Origin of the sequence: Isoptericola sp. AK164, from assembly GCF_029643425.1 — a bacterium.
Classification (GTDB): domain Bacteria; phylum Actinomycetota; class Actinomycetes; order Actinomycetales; family Cellulomonadaceae; genus Isoptericola; species Isoptericola haloaureus.
This window is the reverse complement of record NZ_CP119106.1, coordinates 3,051,246-3,067,986: the sequence shown is the minus strand read 5'-3', so window position 1 is coordinate 3,067,986 and position 16,741 is coordinate 3,051,246. Positions and strand designations below refer to the sequence as shown.

The 16,741-nt window shown below is 74.0% G+C and carries 15 protein-coding genes; 11 read left to right on the top strand and 4 right to left on the bottom strand.

The genetic code is table 11. From position 1 onward, the window contains the following. Positions 1-111: 111 nt before the first annotated feature. The gene (locus PO879_RS14130; protein ID WP_278235505.1) at positions 112-2,832 is read left to right on the top strand and encodes a DNA polymerase III subunit gamma and tau; all 2,721 of its coding nucleotides are present in this window, start codon (positions 112-114) and stop codon (positions 2,830-2,832) included. Continuing rightward, positions 2,829-3,263: an NUDIX domain-containing protein gene (locus tag PO879_RS14125; protein WP_278235504.1), complete on the top strand. Its 435-nt coding sequence runs from the start codon at positions 2,829-2,831 to the stop codon at positions 3,261-3,263. The genes PO879_RS14130 and PO879_RS14125 overlap by 4 nt, the downstream gene beginning before the upstream one ends. On the opposite strand, the gene PO879_RS14120 is transcribed toward PO879_RS14125, so the two are convergent. Further along, complete coding sequence (locus tag PO879_RS14120) at positions 3,239-3,841, bottom strand: sugar O-acetyltransferase (protein WP_278235503.1); 603 nt, start codon at positions 3,839-3,841, stop codon at positions 3,239-3,241. The genes PO879_RS14125 and PO879_RS14120 overlap by 25 nt on opposite strands. 90 nt (positions 3,842-3,931) lie before the next feature. On the opposite strand from PO879_RS14120, the gene PO879_RS14115 reads away from it, so the two are divergent. Continuing rightward, a complete protein-coding gene (locus PO879_RS14115; RefSeq protein ID WP_278235502.1) occupies positions 3,932-5,452 on the top strand; it encodes a serine hydrolase in 1,521 nt (506 codons plus the stop codon). Positions 5,453-5,636: 184 nt separating this feature from the next. Further along, positions 5,637-6,467 (top strand): type II CAAX endopeptidase family protein, encoded by an 831-nt coding sequence (locus PO879_RS14110; protein ID WP_278235501.1) that lies wholly within the window; start codon positions 5,637-5,639, stop codon positions 6,465-6,467. A gap of 16 nt (positions 6,468-6,483) precedes the next feature. Here PO879_RS14110 and PO879_RS14105 read toward each other — a convergent pair whose 3' ends face one another. Further along, positions 6,484-7,017, bottom strand: a complete 534-nt coding sequence (locus PO879_RS14105; protein ID WP_278235500.1) for an NUDIX domain-containing protein — start codon at positions 7,015-7,017, stop codon at positions 6,484-6,486. A gap of 48 nt (positions 7,018-7,065) precedes the next feature. Here PO879_RS14105 and recR point away from each other — a divergent pair, with 48 nt between their 5' ends. Continuing rightward, positions 7,066-7,665 carry a recombination mediator RecR gene (recR, locus tag PO879_RS14100; RefSeq protein ID WP_278235499.1) on the top strand — a complete coding sequence of 200 codons (600 nt, stop codon included), beginning with the start codon at positions 7,066-7,068 and terminating at the stop codon, positions 7,663-7,665. A 17-nt stretch (positions 7,666-7,682) separates the two neighbouring features. On the opposite strand, the gene PO879_RS14095 is transcribed toward recR, so the two are convergent. Continuing rightward, a complete protein-coding gene (locus PO879_RS14095) occupies positions 7,683-8,780 on the bottom strand; it encodes a family 16 glycoside hydrolase (RefSeq protein ID WP_278235498.1) in 1,098 nt (365 codons plus the stop codon). Between the two features lie 236 nt (positions 8,781-9,016). Here PO879_RS14095 and PO879_RS14090 point away from each other — a divergent pair, with 236 nt between their 5' ends. The 5 genes from PO879_RS14090 to PO879_RS14070 all read left to right on the top strand — a co-directional run bounded on the left by PO879_RS14090 (position 9,017) and on the right by PO879_RS14070 (position 15,553). After that, positions 9,017-9,595, top strand: coding sequence for a DUF5063 domain-containing protein (locus tag PO879_RS14090; protein WP_278235497.1), 579 nt, complete (start codon positions 9,017-9,019; stop codon positions 9,593-9,595). 125 nt (positions 9,596-9,720) lie between these two features. After that, positions 9,721-12,048 (top strand): choice-of-anchor I family protein, encoded by a 2,328-nt coding sequence (locus PO879_RS14085; RefSeq protein WP_278235496.1) that lies wholly within the window; start codon positions 9,721-9,723, stop codon positions 12,046-12,048. Between the two features lie 147 nt (positions 12,049-12,195). Continuing rightward, positions 12,196-12,984 carry a TSUP family transporter gene (locus PO879_RS14080; RefSeq protein WP_278235495.1) on the top strand — a complete coding sequence of 263 codons (789 nt, stop codon included), beginning with the start codon at positions 12,196-12,198 and terminating at the stop codon, positions 12,982-12,984. Between the two features lie 146 nt (positions 12,985-13,130). Next, positions 13,131-14,435 carry an aspartate kinase gene (locus PO879_RS14075; protein WP_278235494.1) on the top strand — a complete coding sequence of 435 codons (1,305 nt, stop codon included), beginning with the start codon at positions 13,131-13,133 and terminating at the stop codon, positions 14,433-14,435. A gap of 5 nt (positions 14,436-14,440) precedes the next feature. Further along, entirely contained in the window at positions 14,441-15,553 is a 1,113-nt protein-coding gene (locus PO879_RS14070; RefSeq protein ID WP_278235493.1) for an aspartate-semialdehyde dehydrogenase, read from the top strand. Between the two features lie 142 nt (positions 15,554-15,695). Here the strand turns inward: PO879_RS14070 and PO879_RS14065 are convergent, their stop codons facing one another. Beyond that, a complete protein-coding gene (locus PO879_RS14065; protein WP_278235492.1) occupies positions 15,696-16,262 on the bottom strand; it encodes a hypothetical protein in 567 nt (188 codons plus the stop codon). A 31-nt stretch (positions 16,263-16,293) separates the two neighbouring features. Between PO879_RS14065 and PO879_RS14060 the strand changes: the two genes are divergently transcribed. Continuing rightward, positions 16,294-16,740 (top strand): hypothetical protein, encoded by a 447-nt coding sequence (locus PO879_RS14060; RefSeq protein WP_278235491.1) that lies wholly within the window; start codon positions 16,294-16,296, stop codon positions 16,738-16,740. Position 16,741: the final 1 nt, after the last annotated feature.

The following is a 16,741-nucleotide window of genomic DNA, read 5'->3' as shown; positions in this document are numbered from 1 at the left end:
CGGTCCTCCGGATCAGCGTTGAATCGATTAAACCGTAGCCTCGCCCGCGCCCCCGGTCAACGCCCGCCGGGCGGGATGTTCCTGTCGGCCCCGACGTCTACAGTTGCAGGGGTGACCACCGCTCTGTACCGCCGCTACCGGCCCGAGACGTTCGCCGAGGTGATCGGCCAGGACCACGTCACCGCGCCCCTGCGGCAGGCGCTGCGCACCGGTCGCGCCAACCACGCCTACCTCTTCTCCGGGCCGCGCGGCTGCGGCAAGACGACGTCCGCGCGGATCCTGGCGCGCACGCTCAACTGCCACCGCAACACCCCCGAGAAGCCGCTCGACACCCCGTGCGGCGAGTGCCCCTCGTGCGTGGAGCTGGCCCGCGGCGGTCCCGGCTCCCTCGACGTCGTCGAGATCGACGCCGCCAGCCACAACGGCGTCGACGACGCCCGTGACCTGCGCGAGCGCGCCACGTTCGCCCCCGCGCGGGACCGGTACAAGATCTTCGTGCTCGACGAGGCCCACATGGTGACCTCGCACGGCTTCAACGCGCTGCTCAAGATCGTCGAGGAGCCGCCGGAGCACATCAAGTTCGTGTTCGCGACGACGGAGCCGGACAAGGTCATCGGCACGATCCGCTCGCGCACGCACCACTACCCGTTCCGCCTGGTCCCGCCGGACGTGCTCGGGCCGTACCTCGAGCAGCTCTGCGCGGCCGAGGGCATCGAGCCCGGCGCCGGGGTGGTGCCGCTGGTCACGCGGGCCGGCGGGGGGTCGGTGCGGGACACCCTCTCGGTGCTGGACCAGCTCATCGCCGGGTCGTCCGGCACGGTCGAGTACGACCTCGCGGTGAGCCTGCTCGGCTTCACCCACGCGACGCTGCTGGACGACGTCGTGGACGGGATCGCCGCCCGTGACGGCGCCTCCATCTTCCGCGTGATCGACCACGTCATCGCCACCGGTCACGAGCCGCGCCGGTTCGTCGAGGACGTCCTGGAACGGCTGCGCGACCTCATCGTCATCGCGGTCTCCGGCGAGGCCGCCGACGCCGTGCTGCGCGACCTGCCCGCCGACCGGCTCGAACGGATGCGCCACCAGGCCGCTCACCTCGGCTTCTCGGAGCTCTCCCGCGCCGCCGACCTGGTCAACACCGCCCTGACCGAGATGACCGGCGCCACCTCGCCCCGGCTGCACCTCGAGCTGCTGTGCGCGCGCCTGCTGCTGCCGGGCGCCGACGACGGCACGGAGGGCCTCGCCGCCCGCCTCGACCGGCTCGAGCGCGGGGCGGTCGCGGCCGGCCCCGTCGGTGCGGCGCCGGGCACGACAGCGGCACCCGCCGACGGTGCCGAGGACCAGGCTGCCGCCGAGCCGGCAGCCGCCGCGTCCGGGACGTCGGGGCTGTCCGGCGCCGCTGCGGCCCGGGCCGCCCTGGCCCGGAGCCGCCGTCCGGTGGCAGAGGTCTCCCCGCCGGCGTCCGACCCCGCACCGCCGTCGGTGGCCGCGTCCCAGCCCGCCCCGGAGCCCGGGGCCGAGGTGGACACCGAGGCCGAGCCGACGTCGGCACCCGAGCCGCACGTGCCGGTCGAGGACGCCGCGGTGCCGTCGGCGTCCGCCGTCGGCCCGGACGTGGAGGCGCCCCCGGCCGAGGAGCCTCCGACCGAGGAGCCCCCGGCCGAGGAGCCTCCGACCGAGGAGCCCCCGGCCGAAGCGCCCGAGGACTCGGTGCCCGAACCCGTGGAGCCCGCGGGCCCGGCGGCAGAACCTCAGGACCCGCGCCCCGCAGCACCGCCGGCGCCCGCCTCGCCGGCCGGGCACACCCCGGAGCCGACGAGCGCGAGCGGTCCGACGGCGGAGGACCTGCGCCGCCGGTGGGAGGAGATCGTCGCCAACCTCGGCAGCCCCGTGACGCGGGCCCTGGTCGAGCAGAACGCCCAGATCGGTGCGCTGTCCGGGGACCGGCTCCAGCTCAGCTTCCAGACCGAGGGGCTGGCGCGGAACTTCTCCCAGCCGCGGCACACCGAGGCGTTCGCCGAGGCCGTCTACCAGACGCTGGGTCTGCGGGCCCAGATCGAGGTGACCGTCGGGGCACCCGGGCCGGCCGACCCGCCGGCGTCGGGGCCGACGTCCGCGTCCGGGCCGCGCCGCAAGCCGCCGGTCGACCGGCCGTCCGCTCCGGAGCCGCCGCGAGGTGCCTCGCCCGGGCCGCACGGGGGCGGGCACGCTGCGGCGTCGCAGGTCTCCGCCGCCTCGGCGGGACAGGGCGGCCTCGCCGTCGCCGAGCGCGTCGAGACCGCGCCGGCTGACGCACCGGTCGACGCAGCGCCCGGACCGTCGCCCGACGCAGCGCCCGACACCGCGGCCGCCGACGCGGCCGACGCCGCCTGGCTCGCCGGGGCCTCGGCCGCGACCTCGCAGAGCGCGGCGTCCGCCGCCTCCGCCGCGCCCGGCCGTGCACCGGCCCGCCCGGAGCCCGCGCGAGCGGTCGCCGCGACCGTCGCCCCGCCGCAGCCGCCGTCGGAGGCCACGGGGTCCCCGGCCGCGCCGGCACCGTCGACGCCCCCCTCGTCCGCGCCGTCGACGCCCTCCACGGCGCCGCCGTCGCCCTCCACGGCGTCGGCGGACGCCCCGGTTCCCGCGGCGGAACCGGACCCGTGGCCGCACCGGATGCGCTCGGCGCCGCAGGAGACGGCGTCGGCACCGGACACGGCACCATCCGCCACCGACGGCTACGACGACGCCTCGGACAGCGACCCGGAGCTCGTGTCGTCGGGCCTGGTCGGCGTCCCGCTCGTGGTCAAGATGCTCGAGGGCACGATCATCGACGAGACGACGGACGGCCCGTGACGGTCCCGGCGACCACCACCCTGTACATCTTCTCCGCCGTCGTCCGGCGCGACGGCCGGTGGCTCGTGGTGCGCAAACGGCACACGGAGACGTTCATCCAGGTGGGCGGCAAGATCGAGCCGGGGGAGAGCCCCCGGGACGCGCTGGTGCGCGAGTGCCACGAGGAGATCGGCCTGGAGGTCGACCCGCCGCGGGTGCGGGCGCTCGGCCACCACCACGCGGTCGCCGCGAACGAGCCGGACCACGTGGTCGACGCCCACGCGTTCGAGGTCGAGCTGCCGCCGGGCTTCGAGCCGGAACCGCGGGCGGAGCTGGCCGAGGTGAGGTGGATCGACCCGGAGCACCCGGTGACCCCGTACCCGCTGGCGCCGCTGTCGCGGGCGCTGATCGCCCGCTTCGGCGCGGATCAGCCCGGGACGCCGTCGAGGTAGCCGGTGCGGTCGGCCGCGGTGATCTCGCGCAGGACGCGGGCGGGGTTCCCGGCCGCGACGGTGCGGGCGGGCACGTCGCGCGTGACGACGCTGCCGGAGCCGATCACGGCACCGTCGCCGATCGTCACCCCGGGGTTGACCGTGACCCCGCCCCCGATCCAGACGCCGTCGCCGATCCGCACCGGCCGGGCGTAGCACGCCCCGGCCGCCCGCTCGCGCGGGTCCAGGGCGTGGTTCGACGTGTAGATCCCGACGCGCGGCCCGAGGAGCACGTCGTCGCCGATCGTGATGCCGCCGCCGTCGAGCATCACGCAGTCGAAGTTCGCGTAGAAGTTGTCGCCGAGGCGGATGCCGTCACCGAACTCGCAGCGGAACGTCGGCTCGAAGTGGGCGTTCTCCCCGGCCTGGTCGACGAGCTCGCGCAGCAGGGCGAGCCGTGCGTCGGCCGGCCGGCCGAAGGCGGTGTTGTAGGCGTCCGTGGCCAGCACGGCGCGTTCCCGGGCCTGCACGAGCTCGTCGGTCGTGTCGTCGTACATCGCCCCGGTGCGGAGGTGCCGGCGCTGCGCGCTGAGGTCCATCGGGTTCCCTTCGACGTCCTGAGACTACCGACGCGCGGCGCGCGTCGGTACCGGAGCGTGCACGGCCCGCGGCCTGGCAGAGTGGGGTCTGTGACGACGACGCACCGCCTGCCCCGTGCCACCCCGGCGTCCCAGGGCGTCGACCCGGAGTCCCTGCGGCGGCTGGTCGCCGCGCTCGACCAGGTCCGCGACGTGCACAGCCTCATGGTGCTGCGGCACGGCCACGTGGTCGCCGAGGCGTGGTGGGACCCGTTCGCCCCGGACGAGCCGCACCAGATGTTCTCCGTGTCCAAGGCGGTCACCGCCACCGCGATCGGGATGGCCGTGGACGAAGGTCTGCTGAGCATCGACGACCGGGTCGTCGACCTGCTGCCGCACGACGCGCCGTCGGACCCGGACGAGCACCTGGCGGCGATGACGGTGCGGCACCTGCTGACGATGACCAGCGGGCACGGCACCGACACGATGAACTTCACGCTGCGCAACCTCCACCGCCCGGGCGGCAGCTGGGCGCGGGACATCCTCGCGTCCACGGTGATCCACGCCCCGGGCACCCGGTTCGTCTACAACACCGGGGCGACCTACCTGCTCTCGGCGATCCTGCACCGGCTCACCGGGGAGCGGCTGCTGGACTGGTTGACCCCGCGGCTGCTCGACCCGCTGGGCATCTCGGGCGCCACCTGGGAGCAGTGCGAGCAGGGCATCGACGTCGGCGGGTACGGGCTGACCCTGACCACCGAGGATCTCGCGTCGCTCGGCCAGCTCTGGCTGCAGCGCGGCCGGTGGGGCGAGCAGCAGCTCGTCCCGGCCGCGTGGGTCGACGAGATGACGTCCGCCCAGGTGGACAACGGCCCGGACGAGAAGCCCGACTGGGAGCAGGGTTACGGCTACCAGTTCTGGCGGTGCCGGCACGGCGCTTCCCGGGCCGACGGCGCCTTCGGGCAGTTCGCCGTCGTCTGGCCCGAGCACGACGCCGTGGTCGTGCTGACCAGCGGGACGACGGACACCGCCGCCGAGCTCGACGCGATCTGGGACACGCTCGGTGGTGCGTTCGGCCCGGTGCCGGGCGCCGGGACGGGCGGCGGGGCGTCCGACGCCGGGGACGGCCCGACGTCGGACGCCCCCGACGACCTCGCGGTCGCCGTGCCGGAGGGGCGCGCGCACGTCGTGCTCGAGGACTTCGTGCGGGGTTCCCGCTTCGTGCTGACGCCCGAGTCCGGGCACGACGCCGCGAGCCCGGGCGGGCCGCTCCTGCACTGGCACGCGATCTCGGTGGACCGTGTCGACGACGAGCTCGCCCTGACCTGGGAGGCCGACGCCGGTGGTGCGGCGCGCACCGTGCTGTGCGGCACCGGGCGCTGGGTGACCGGGCGTGCCGGGCTCGAGCCCGGCGAGGAGGTCGCCGTCGCCGGGGCGGCCGCCTGGACCGGGGCGCACGAGCTGACGCTGCGCCTGGTGCGCCGCGGCACGCCGTTCGTCCTCGAGGTCCGGCTGGCCTTCGGCGGCGACGGCGAGGGCCGCTGGGTGGAGGTGGCGGCCGACCAGCCGGTGTCGTTCGGCCGGACCGATCTGCTGCGCGCCACCGGGCTCGGGGTGGGCGCCGGGGTGTGACCTGACGGGGACGTCGTCCCCCCCGCCGCGGGCCGGGGTCCGGACGGCAACGGTGTCAGGAGTCCCGACGACGGGGGCCGTTGGTCCCTACCGGCGTGGCCGGGCGGGGCGATGGGCTGGGGGGGGGAGCAGCACCGGTGACGGCGAGTCCCGGTGACGACCCACCCGTCCGAGGGAGAGCACCATGTCGACGCAGGACGCCGAGCACCGGCCGCCCGCCGGGACCGTCGACGACCGGCCGCGCGGGCTCACCGGCTGGGCCGCGGCGCACCCGGTGGCCGCCTTCGTGGTGCTCGCCTACGCGATCTCCTGGACGCTGTGGGTGCCCGTCGTGGTCGGTGCCGGCGGGGCCGTCGCCCAGGTGCTGTTCGTGGTGGGTGGGCTGGGCCCGGCGGTCGCGGCCCTGCTCGTGACCCGCCGCATCGGGGCGCCCCTGGGCCCGTGGGCCCGGCAGATCGTCCGGTGGCGCGTCCCGCTGCGCTACTACCTCTACGCGCTCGGCCTGCCCTCCCTGCTGTTCGCGATCGTCAACGTCGAGCTGGCGATCGTCGGCCAGGAGGTCGACCTCGCCCTGCTCGGGGACCGGCTGCCCGCCTACCTCATGACGTTCCTGGCCGTGGCCACGATCGGCGGCGGGTTCGAGGAGCCCGGCTGGCGCGGGTTCGCGTTGCCCCGGCTGCAGGAGCGCTTCGCCCCGCTGGCCGCGACCTGCCTCCTCGCCCTGGTCTGGGGAGTCTGGCACCTGCCCCTCTACGGGCTCGGGTTCGTCGGCCCGATGGTCTTTGCCTTCTACTACACGTGGCTCTACAACCGCACCGGCAGCGTGCTGCTGTGCATCCTGCTGCACGGGAGCTTCACGCCCGCCCTCGACCACCTCGTGCTGCGTGCGGACAACCTCGCGGTCGACGTCGCCATCGGTGCCACCCTCGTGGCCGGTGCGGTCGTGCTCGTCGTCGTCACCAAGGGGCGCCTCGGTTTCGACGCCGCGAGGAACAGCGCCTACCGCACGGCCTGAGCGGTCGTCGGGACCGTCAGACCGCGCCGCGCGAGCCGGCGGCACGCAGGGCGTCGAGCCAGCGGTCCAGCACCGCGACCGAGTCGGGCACGAACGCGTGCTCGTCGACCATCTCGACGAGCCGTCGCGGGGACACCCACCGGCCCCAGGCGATCTCCTCGGGCTGCCAACGCACGGGCCCGTCCCAGGTGCAGGTGAACAGGAACGCGCGGTACCGGGTGTGGTCGTCGGCGTAGTCGCGCTCGCCGAGACGCAGCAGCGGCACGCCCTCGACGCCGAGCTCCTCGGCGACCTCGCGGCGCGCGGACTGCAGCGGGGACTCGCCGGCGCGCAGCACCCCGCCGGCGCAGAAGTCGTAGCGCCCGGGGTAGACGTCCTTGGTGTCGGTGCGGCGGTGCACGTAGACCTCGCCCGCGCTGTTGCGGACGACGACGGCGGTGGCCGCGTGGCGCAGGTTCTCGGACCGCACGCGGTGGCGCGGGGCGGTGCCGCACGGCGCGCCGGCGTCGTCGAACAGCGCGACGGGCTCGTCGGCCGGGTCGGACTCCATGACTCGCATCATGCCGGAGTTGTCCCCGCCGCGCCGTAGGCTGAGCGCGTGTACGAAGGTGCGGTCCAGGACCTGATCGACGAGCTCGGCCGGCTGCCCGGTGTCGGGCCCAAGAGCGCGCAGCGCATCGCGTTCCATCTGCTCGCCACGGACGCCGCCGACGTGCGGCGGCTCGTGGACGCCCTGACCGAGGTCAAGGCCCGCGTGCAGTTCTGCGAGACCTGCGGGAACGTCGCCGAGTCGGCGACGTGCCGGGTGTGCGCCGACCCGCGTCGCAGCGACGAGGTGATCTGCGTCGTCGAGGAACCCAAGGACGTCGTGGCCATCGAGCGCACGCGGGAGTTCCGCGGCAAGTATCACGTGCTCGGCGGGGCCATCAACCCGCTGGAGAACGTCGGGCCCGACGACCTGCGGATCAGCGAGCTCATGTCCCGGCTGGCCGACGGCGCGGTCACCGAGGTGATCATCGCCACCGACCCGAACGTGGAGGGCGAGGCGACGGCGACCTACCTCTCACGGCTCATCGGGCCGATGGGTGTGACGGTGTCGCGCCTCGCGTCCGGGCTGCCGGTCGGGGGAGACCTGGAGTACGCGGACGAGGTCACCCTCGGTCGCGCGTTCGAGGGGCGTCGCGTCGTCGGCAGCTGACCGAGCAGGACCCGGCGTCATGGGGAGTCCGGCCGGTCGTCGAGCGGCGCGACCTGGATGTTCCGGTAGGAGACCCGGTCGCCCGGACCGTGGTTCTGCACGCCCACGAACCCGGACGACAGGTCCCGTGCCGGGTCGGTGCCCGTGAAGTCGTTGACCAGCGTCCCGTTGAGGAACACCCGGACGGTGCCGTCCGCGACGCGGATGTCGTACGCGTTCCACGCGGGCACCGGGTTCAGCGCGTCGGCCACGGCCTCCGGGTCGGCTCCCTGGAACGTGTAGACCGCACCGGTGGTGCGGTCGGCCTCGTCGCTGGCGTCGATCTGGACCTCGTAGCCCTGGTCGACGGCGACCCAGGGGTCGTCGCCCGGGTCGGGGAACCCGACGAACACCCCGCCGTTGGAGCCGTCGACCAGCCTCCACTCGAGCCGGAGGCTGTAGGGACCCTCCAGCTCGTCGGTGTGCCAGAGCAGTCCCAGCCCGCCCGCGGTCTCCAGGGTGCAGTCGTCCCGGCGGCCGAACGAGCCCGCGCCGGCGAGGCGCCAGTCGTCGAAGCTCGCGAGCGTGCCGTCGAACAGCGCGGTGTAGCCGGGGTCCGGCTCCGCCGGGGAGCACAGGTCCGGGTCCGCGCCGAGCGAGAGCACGTCGAGGGCCACGTGGCCGTCGTCGCCCGCGCCGCGCTGCACCGTGATCGTGTTGGTCCCGGCCTCCAGCACGAGGTCGCGCGTGGCGACGTCCCAGCTCTCCTGGTCGCCGGTGCTGGGCAGTACCCACTGCTCCGCCGCGCTGCCGTTCACGGACACCGAGACGGTCTTGGCGCCCTCGAACGGGGTGGGGCCGTTGGCGTAGCGCAGGTTCACCGGCTGCGGACCCGCCTCGTCGGCGGTGACGGTGAACGAGACACCGTCGCCGACCGCACGAAGGCCTTCGACGAACCCCGACCCGGAGTAACCGTTCCGCTCGGCGGACGACCGGGCCGAGCCCGTCAGGTCGGACCGCTCGGCCTCGGAGTAGCCGGTGTCGGCCGAGGTCGCTGACGCGGGCGAGTCGCCGGGCGGGCCGTCCGCCGGTGCACCGGGGCCGGGCGGTCCGCAGCCCGGGAGCACGAGACACACCAGGCCTGCCGCGCAGAGGAGTCGGGGTCGGGGCACTCGCACAGGCATCCTCCTCGACGACGGCGCCCTCGACACTAGGTGGCCCCCGGCCCGTGGGCAACGACGAGCGGCCGGGCCCGGTCGGTCGCCCGTCGCCGCCGCTCGCCTGGCGCCCCGCCGCCTCGACGGTGGAGACTGGAGCGCAGGACGACGGTCCGCCGGGCGCTGACCGACCGGCGGCAGGGACCACAGGACGGATGAGCACCGTGTCAGAGATCTCCGCAGACTCCGAGCTCCGCGAGGTCGCCGACCAGATGTCGACCCAGGCGCGCACCTTCCTGTCCACCACGTCGCAGGTCGCCGGGGGAGGGTTCCCCGGCGCCGAGCTGTCGCTGCTGATCCTGGCCACCTCGGACCTGCTGGCCGCCGGCGCACGGTTGGCGGCCATCGTCGACGTCGTGCCCGTGCAGCGGTTCGAGCCGGACGCCGGGCGGGAGACCGACGTCGACCCGTTGCGCGTGGCGCTGGCGCAGATGTTCGACGGCTTCGACGACTACGTCGAGGTCGTCGACCCGGTGCTCGGCACCGAGCTGGGGCAGGCCTCGCTCTCCGGCGACCTGGCCTGCGTCACCGAGGAGATCGCCAAGGGTTTGCAGCACTTCGACGACGGCCACGAGCTCGAGGGGCTGTGGTGGTGGCAGTTCTCCTACCTGTCGAGCTGGGGCGAGCGCGCCTCCTCGGCGCTGCGGCTGCTGCAGTCGGTGCTCACGCACCTGCGCCTGGACGTCGAGGCCGACGTCGCCGCCGAGGCGGAGTACGACGCCCTGCACTCCTGAGCAGCACCGCGTCAGCAGCACCGCGTCGTCTGCCGGTCACGGGGAGTTCACCGCGACGGCGCGGACGCGCTACCGGGGCGTCCTAGCGTGCGGCGGGACCCGTCACCTCACCCCGGAGGATCCCCGTGCCCCGTCGTGGCATCCGTCCCTCGCTCACCCGTGCCGGCGCGGCAGCGCTCGGCCTCACCCTGTGCGGCGGTCTGCTCGCGCTGCCCGCCCAGGCGTCCGTCGTCGACGACCTGATCGGCACCGCCGCCGACGACGCCGCGATCGACCTGCGCCCGCTGGGCTCGTACGAGACCGGCATGTTCGACGAGTCGGCCGCCGAGATCGTCGCCTTCCACCCCGGCTCGCAGCGCCTCTTCTCGGTCAACGCCCACGTCGGCGAGGTGACGGTCCTCGACGTCGCCGACCCGGCCGCGCCGACGAAGCTCGTCGCCGTGCAGACCACCGGCGTCGCGTCCGACGACGGCTCCACCGTCCCGGCCGGGGCCGTGGCCAACTCCGTCGCGGTGCGCGGCGACGGGCTCGGCGTCGTCGCCGTGGAGTCCCCCACCTCGACCGACGCCGGCTGGCTGGTCTTCTTCGACGCCGCCGGTGACGGGACCGCTCTCGGTGCGGTGCGCGTCGGGGCGCTGCCCGACATGGTCACGGTCACGCCCGACGGTGCCCGCGCCGTCGTCGCCGACGAGGGCGAGCCGAACGACGACTACACCGTGGACCCGGAGGGCGACGTCGCCGTCGTCGACCTGCCCGCCGAGGTCGCCGCGCCGGCGCAGGACGCCGTGCGCCTCGCCGACTTCCACGCGTTCGAGGCCGAGGGCGCCCTCCCGGAGGGCGTGCGCGTCTTCGCGGGGATCGACGGCATCGACCACCCCGTCTCGCGCAACCTCGAGCCCGAGTACGTGTCCGTCTCCGGGGACTCGGCCACCGCGTATGTCGCGCTGCAGGAGAACAACGCCGTGGCCGTCGTCGACCTGGACTCCGCCGAGGTCACCGAGATCTGGCCGCTGGGCGCCAAGGACCACTCTCTGGAGGGGCAGGGCATCGACCCGTCCGACGAGGACGGCCCCGACGGCGAGGGCGCGATCGACATCCGGACCGTCCCGGTCAAGGGCCTCTACATGCCGGACGGCATGGATGCCTACACCGTCGACGGCGAGACCTACCTGGTCACGGCCAACGAGGGCGACGCCCGCGAGTTCGGCGACTACGAGGAGCCGGCCCGCCTCAAGGACCTCGGCGAGGACGGCATCGCGCCGATCTGTGCCGACCACCCCGCTGCGGACCGCACCGACGACGCCGACCTGGGGCGCCTCGACGTCTCGCTGGCCTCCGGGCTCCGGGCCGACGGCGAGTGCTACGACGAGCTGTACGCGTTCGGCGGCCGGTCCTTCTCCATCTGGACCACGGACGGTGAGCAGGTCTTCGACTCCGGCGACGACTTCGAGCAGATCACCGCGCAGGTGGCGCCCGAGTTCTTCAACTCGAACAACGACGAGTCCTCGTTCGAGTCACGGTCGGACAACAAGGGGCCCGAGCCGGAGAGCGTCGTCGTCGGCGCCGTCGACGGGCGCACCTACGCCTTCGTCGGCCTGGAGCGTGTCGGCGGGATCATGGTCTACGACGTGACCGACCCGGCCGGCGCGGCGTTCGTGCAGTACGTCAACAACCGCGACTTCTCCGTCTCGGTGGAGGACCTGGTCGACGCGGGCGCGAGCACGGCGGACGCCGTGGCCGCTGCCGGGGACCTCGGCCCCGAGGGGCTGGCGTTCATCCCCGCCGAGGACTCGCCGACGGGTGAGCCGGTGCTCGCCGTCGGCAACGAGGTCTCGGGCTCCACGACGCTGTACGCGATCGACGGGCCTGCGCCCACCGAGGCCCCGGCCCGCGGCACGATCAGCGACGACAACGCCCACGACGGCGTCCGCGGCGGCGACTACACCGTCTCGGTCGACCTGTGGTGGGGCCAGAACGCCACGTCGGTCCGGCTCTTCGAGGACGGCGAGCTCGTCGCGACCCGGAACCTCGTCGACGCCACGCCGTCGGCCCAGCACGTGGACTTCGCCCTGTCCGGCCGCACGGACGGCACGTACACCTACACCTGCGAGCTGGTGAACGCCGCGGGCGTCACCGACTGCCGCGACCACCGGGTCAAGGTCACCGACGCGGCCCCGGCCCGGCCGAAGCTCAGCCACGACAACTCGGACCAGGACGGCGCCTACACGGTCAGCGCCGACCTGTGGTGGGGCACGAACGCCACGGCGTGGACCCTGCTCGAGGACGGCACCGAGATCGCCACGGGCGAGCTCGAGGCCGCCACGCCGTCGGCCCAGCACGTCGAGGTGCCGCTCGAGGGCCGCGCACCCGGCCGGTACACCTACCGCGTCGTCTTCACCAACGACCTCGGCGCCACGAGCTCGAAGGAGCTCACGGTCCGCGTGAAGAAGTAGGGCGCTGACGAGAGGGTGCCGGTCGGCCTCCGGGCCGTCGTCGTCGGACGGGAAGCGCAGGTCGCGCAGCGACCGTGAGCGCGACGGCGGTCCGGAGGCCGACCGGCACCCTCGTGCGTGCCACCGCTGGACCGGCACCGTGCGAGGATGCCGATCGTGCTCGACCTCGACCCCACCACCATCGCGCTGCTCGTGCTGGCCGGACTGGCCGCCGGCTGGGTCGACGCCGTCGTCGGCGGGGGCGGGCTCATCCAGCTCCCGTCGCTGCTGCTCGTGCCGGGGATGTCGCCGGTGCAGGCGCTGGCGACCAACAAGCTCGGCTCGATCATGGGCACCTCGGTCAGCTCGATCACGTACTACCGGCGCGTCGGCCCGGACCTGACCACGGCCGGGCCGATGGCGGCCGCGGCGCTGGCGGGCGCCGTCGGGGGAGCGGCGCTGGCGACGCAGATCCCCGCCGAGCTGTTCACGCCGATCATCCTGGTGGTCCTCATCGGCGTCGCGGTCTTCACGCTCGCCAAGCCGCAGCTCGGTCAGTACGACGACCTGCGCTGGGAGGGCAACCGCCACCGGTGGACGGCGGCCGGGATCGGCCTCGTCATCGGCGCCTACGACGGTCTGCTCGGGCCGGGTACCGGCACCTTCCTCGTCATCTCCCTGGTGAGCGTCCTCGGGTACGCGTTCCTGCCGGCGTCGGCCCTGGCGAAGATCGTGAACTTCGCCACGAACCTGGGCGCGCTGATCTTCTTCGTGCCGGCCGGCGCGGTGGTGTGGGGCCTGGGGCTGGCGATGGGCGTCGCCAACCTCGTCGGCGGCTACGTCGGCGCCCGGATGGCGGTGTCGAAGGGCAGCCGGTTCGTGCGCGCGGTCTTCGTCGTCGTGGTCGGGGCCCTCATCTGCACGCTCGGGTACGACGTCGTCACGGGTGCCGCGTAGCACCCCTCCCGCGGGGCGCCGATCGACCCTGATGTGACGCCCGGCACACCGGTCGCCGGTCCGGGTCGCTACGATGGAGCGCGCACACACAAGAAACCGGCGGGCCGTTGGAAGAGACGGAGGCCGGCGACAGAAAGGTTGCATGCATGGCACTGGTCGTGCAGAAGTACGGCGGGTCGTCCGTGTCGGACGCCCGTTCCATCAAGCGCGTGGCCAAGCGCATCGCCGAGGCCAAGCGCGCCGGCAACGACGTGGTGGTCGTGGTGAGCGCCATGGGCGACACCACCGACGAGCTCCTCGATCTTGCCGCCGACATCAGCCCCCGTCCGCCGCAGCGCGAGATGGACATCCTGCTCACCGCCGGTGAGCGGATCTCGATGTCCCTCCTCGCGATGGCGATCGACAAGCTCGGGGTCAAGGCGAAGTCCTTCACCGGCCAGCAGGCCGGTCTCCTCACCGACGCCGTCCACGGCAAGGCACGGATCGTCGACGTCGTCCCGCACCGCATCCGCCAGACCCTCGAGAAGGGCCAGGTCGCGATCGTCGCGGGCTTCCAGGGCGTCAGCAGCGGCAACGACGTGACCACGCTCGGCCGCGGCGGCTCCGACACGACGGCGGTCGCGCTGGCCGCCGGCCTCGACGCCGACGTCTGCGAGATCTACACCGACGTCGACGGCATCTTCACCGCGGACCCCCGCATCGCGCCGGGCGCTCGCAAGATCGACAAGGTCACCTACGAAGAGATGCTCGAGCTGGCCGCGTCCGGCGCCAAGGTGCTGGCGCTGCGCGCCGTCGAGTACGCGCGCCGCTACCAGGTCCCGGTGCACGTGCGCAGCTCGTTCTCGGGCAAGAACGGGACGCTCGTCAAGGGCACCCACGGAGACCTCATCGACCCGAACGCCAGCTCCGAGGAGCAGGAGGAAGCAGCCATGGAAGACCCGATCATCTCCGGCGTCGCGCACGACCGCAGCGAGGCCAAGATCACCATCGTCGGCGTGCCGGACACGCTGGGCCAGGCGGCCCGCATCTTCGAGGTCGTGGCCGCCGCCGGCACGAACATCGACATGATCGTCCAGAACGTGTCCGCCGCGGACACCGGTCTGACCGACATCTCCTTCACGCTGCCGCACGCCGACATCCGGTCGACGACGGCCGCGCTGAACGCCGTGAAGTCCGAGCTGAAGTTCGACGACCTGCAGGTCGACGACGAGATCGGCAAGGTCTCGCTCGTGGGCGCCGGCATGAAGTCGCACCCGGGCATCTCCGCCCGCCTGTTCGGCGCGCTGCGGGACGCGGGCATCAACATCGAGATGATCTCCACCTCGGAGATCCGCATCTCGGTGGTCACCCGTGCCGACAACCTGGACGACGCCGTGCGCGCCATCCACACCGCGTTCGAGCTCGACTCCGCCGAGGGCGAGGCCGTGGTCTACGCCGGGACGGGGCGGTGAGTCGCATGGCCCAGATCAACACCACGGGCGTGAACGTCGCCGTCGTCGGCGCCACCGGTCAGGTCGGCGCCGTGATGCGCAAGCTGCTCGCCGAGCGCGCCTTCCCGATCAAGGAGCTGCGGCTGTTCGCCTCGGCACGGTCGGCCGGCTCGACCCTCACCTACGAGGGCGTCGAGGTCACCGTCGAGGACACGGCCGCCACGGCGACCGAGGACCTCGCGGACATCGACATCGCCCTGTTCTCCGCGGGCGGCGGGACGTCGCGCGAGCACGCGCCGCGGTTCGCGGAGGCGGGCGCCGTCGTCATCGACAACTCCTCCGCCTGGCGCCTCGACCCCGAGGTGCCGCTGGTGGTCTCCGAGGTGAACCCGGAGGCGATCAGCGAGGCGGGCAGGGGCATCATCGCCAACCCGAACTGCACCACGATGGCCGCGATGCCGGTGCTCAAGCCCCTGGCCGCCGAGGCCGGGCTGGAGCGCCTGCGGGTCGCCACCTACCAGGCCGTGTCCGGCTCCGGGCTCGGCGGCGTCAAGGAGCTCGCCGACCAGGCGCGCGCCGCGACGTCCGGTGACCTCGAGGGCCTCACCCACGACGGCTCCGCGGTGGAGTTCCCGGCGCCGGAGAAGTACGTGGCGCCGATCGCGTTCGACGTCGTGGCGCTGGCCGGCGCGATCGTCGACGACGGGTCCGAGGAGACGGACGAGGAGCAGAAGCTCCGCAACGAGTCCCGCAAGATCCTCGGTCTGCCCGACCTCGCCGTCGCGGGCACCTGCGTGCGCGTGCCGGTGTTCACCGGCCACTCGCTGGCGATCCACGCCGAGTTCGGCGACGCGATCACGCCGGACCGGGCCCGCGAGCTGCTCGCGGACGCCCCGGGCGTCGAGCTGGCGGACGTCCCGACGCCGCTGGGCGCGGCCGGTGCCGACCCGTCGTTCGTGGGCCGCATCCGCACCGACCAGTCCGTCCCGGACGGTCGCGGGCTGGTGCTGTTCGTCGCGAACGACAACCTGCGCAAGGGTGCCGCGCTCAACGCGATCCAGATCGGCGAGCTCGTGGCGGCCGACATCGCCGAGCTGGCGACCTACGACGCCACGGACGCCGAGTCGGTGACGGCCTGACGCCGAGGTAGGCAACCTCCCGCCGAGGTAGGCAATCCTCCGCCGAGGTAGGCAACTTCTCGGTCAGGTAGCACGCGGAGCCCGGGGTGAGCATCGCGCTCGCCCCGGGCTCTGTCGTGTCCGACGGCGGAGCGTCCGCCGGTCAGGACGGGCGTGCCCCGACGGCGGGCGCCGCGACCACGATCGCCGCCGCCGCGAGCAGGTGCCACACGGTGTGCCCCCACGGCTCGACGAAGCCGATCAGCGCTCCGACGCCCAGGACGACGACGGCGCTCACGAGCCGGGCGCGCAGCGTCGGCCGGGCCAGTGCACGCAGCAGGATCAGCACCACGGCGACCCCCGAGGCGATGCCCTGCGCGACGATGGAGGCCCACGGGTCGACGGCGGCCAGGACCGCGTCCGCGAGCGTCGGGCCCAGCCACCACCAGGTGCGCATCCGACGGCCCGTGAGGTCCGCGACCGCGTCCGCCGCGACCAGGGCGTAGGCGCCCAGGAGCGGCGGGTCGTGGACCACCGGGTTCCACGACGGTGCAGGACCGTGCTGGATCACGGACCCGACGCCGATGCCGATCGCCAGGACGCCGAGCGCGGCCCGGGTGCGCGCCGCGGAGCCGGGCCCGTCGCCGTCGCCGGGGTGCCGCCGTCGGGCGACGATCCAGATCCCCGCGACGACGAAGGTCAGGCTCGACCAGGTGTCCGCGGCGTCCATCTCCCCAGCATCTCCCGCGTAGCATGGTCGCGTGAGGCGAGCGCACGGCGCGCGGCCCGGGAGCCGTGACGGACGCTGGCACCACCGTGCCGCGCTCGCCGTCGTCCTCGGCTTCCTCGCCCTCGTGACGGGCCACGGGTTCGCCATGGCGGCACCGCCGGCGGGCGACGGCACCGTCGCCGCGGCCGGACACCACGCCACGGCCCTGGTCGAGCCGACAGCACCGGATGCCGCGACCGCTCAGGTCGTCCCCGGCGCGGCACCCGCCGCCCCGTGCGTCGACTGCGGTGCCCCGCACCACGATGCGGCCATGATCTGCGCGTTCATGCTGCTCGTCGTCGTGCTCCTGGTCCTGGCGGGGCCGCGTCGCCTCGTCCGGGACCTGCCGTCCGACCTGCCGCGCGTCACCAGCCGTCGTGCGGTGCCGCGGCTCCTCCCCGCCCCGGATCTCCGGGCTCTCGGGATCAGCCGGACGTGAG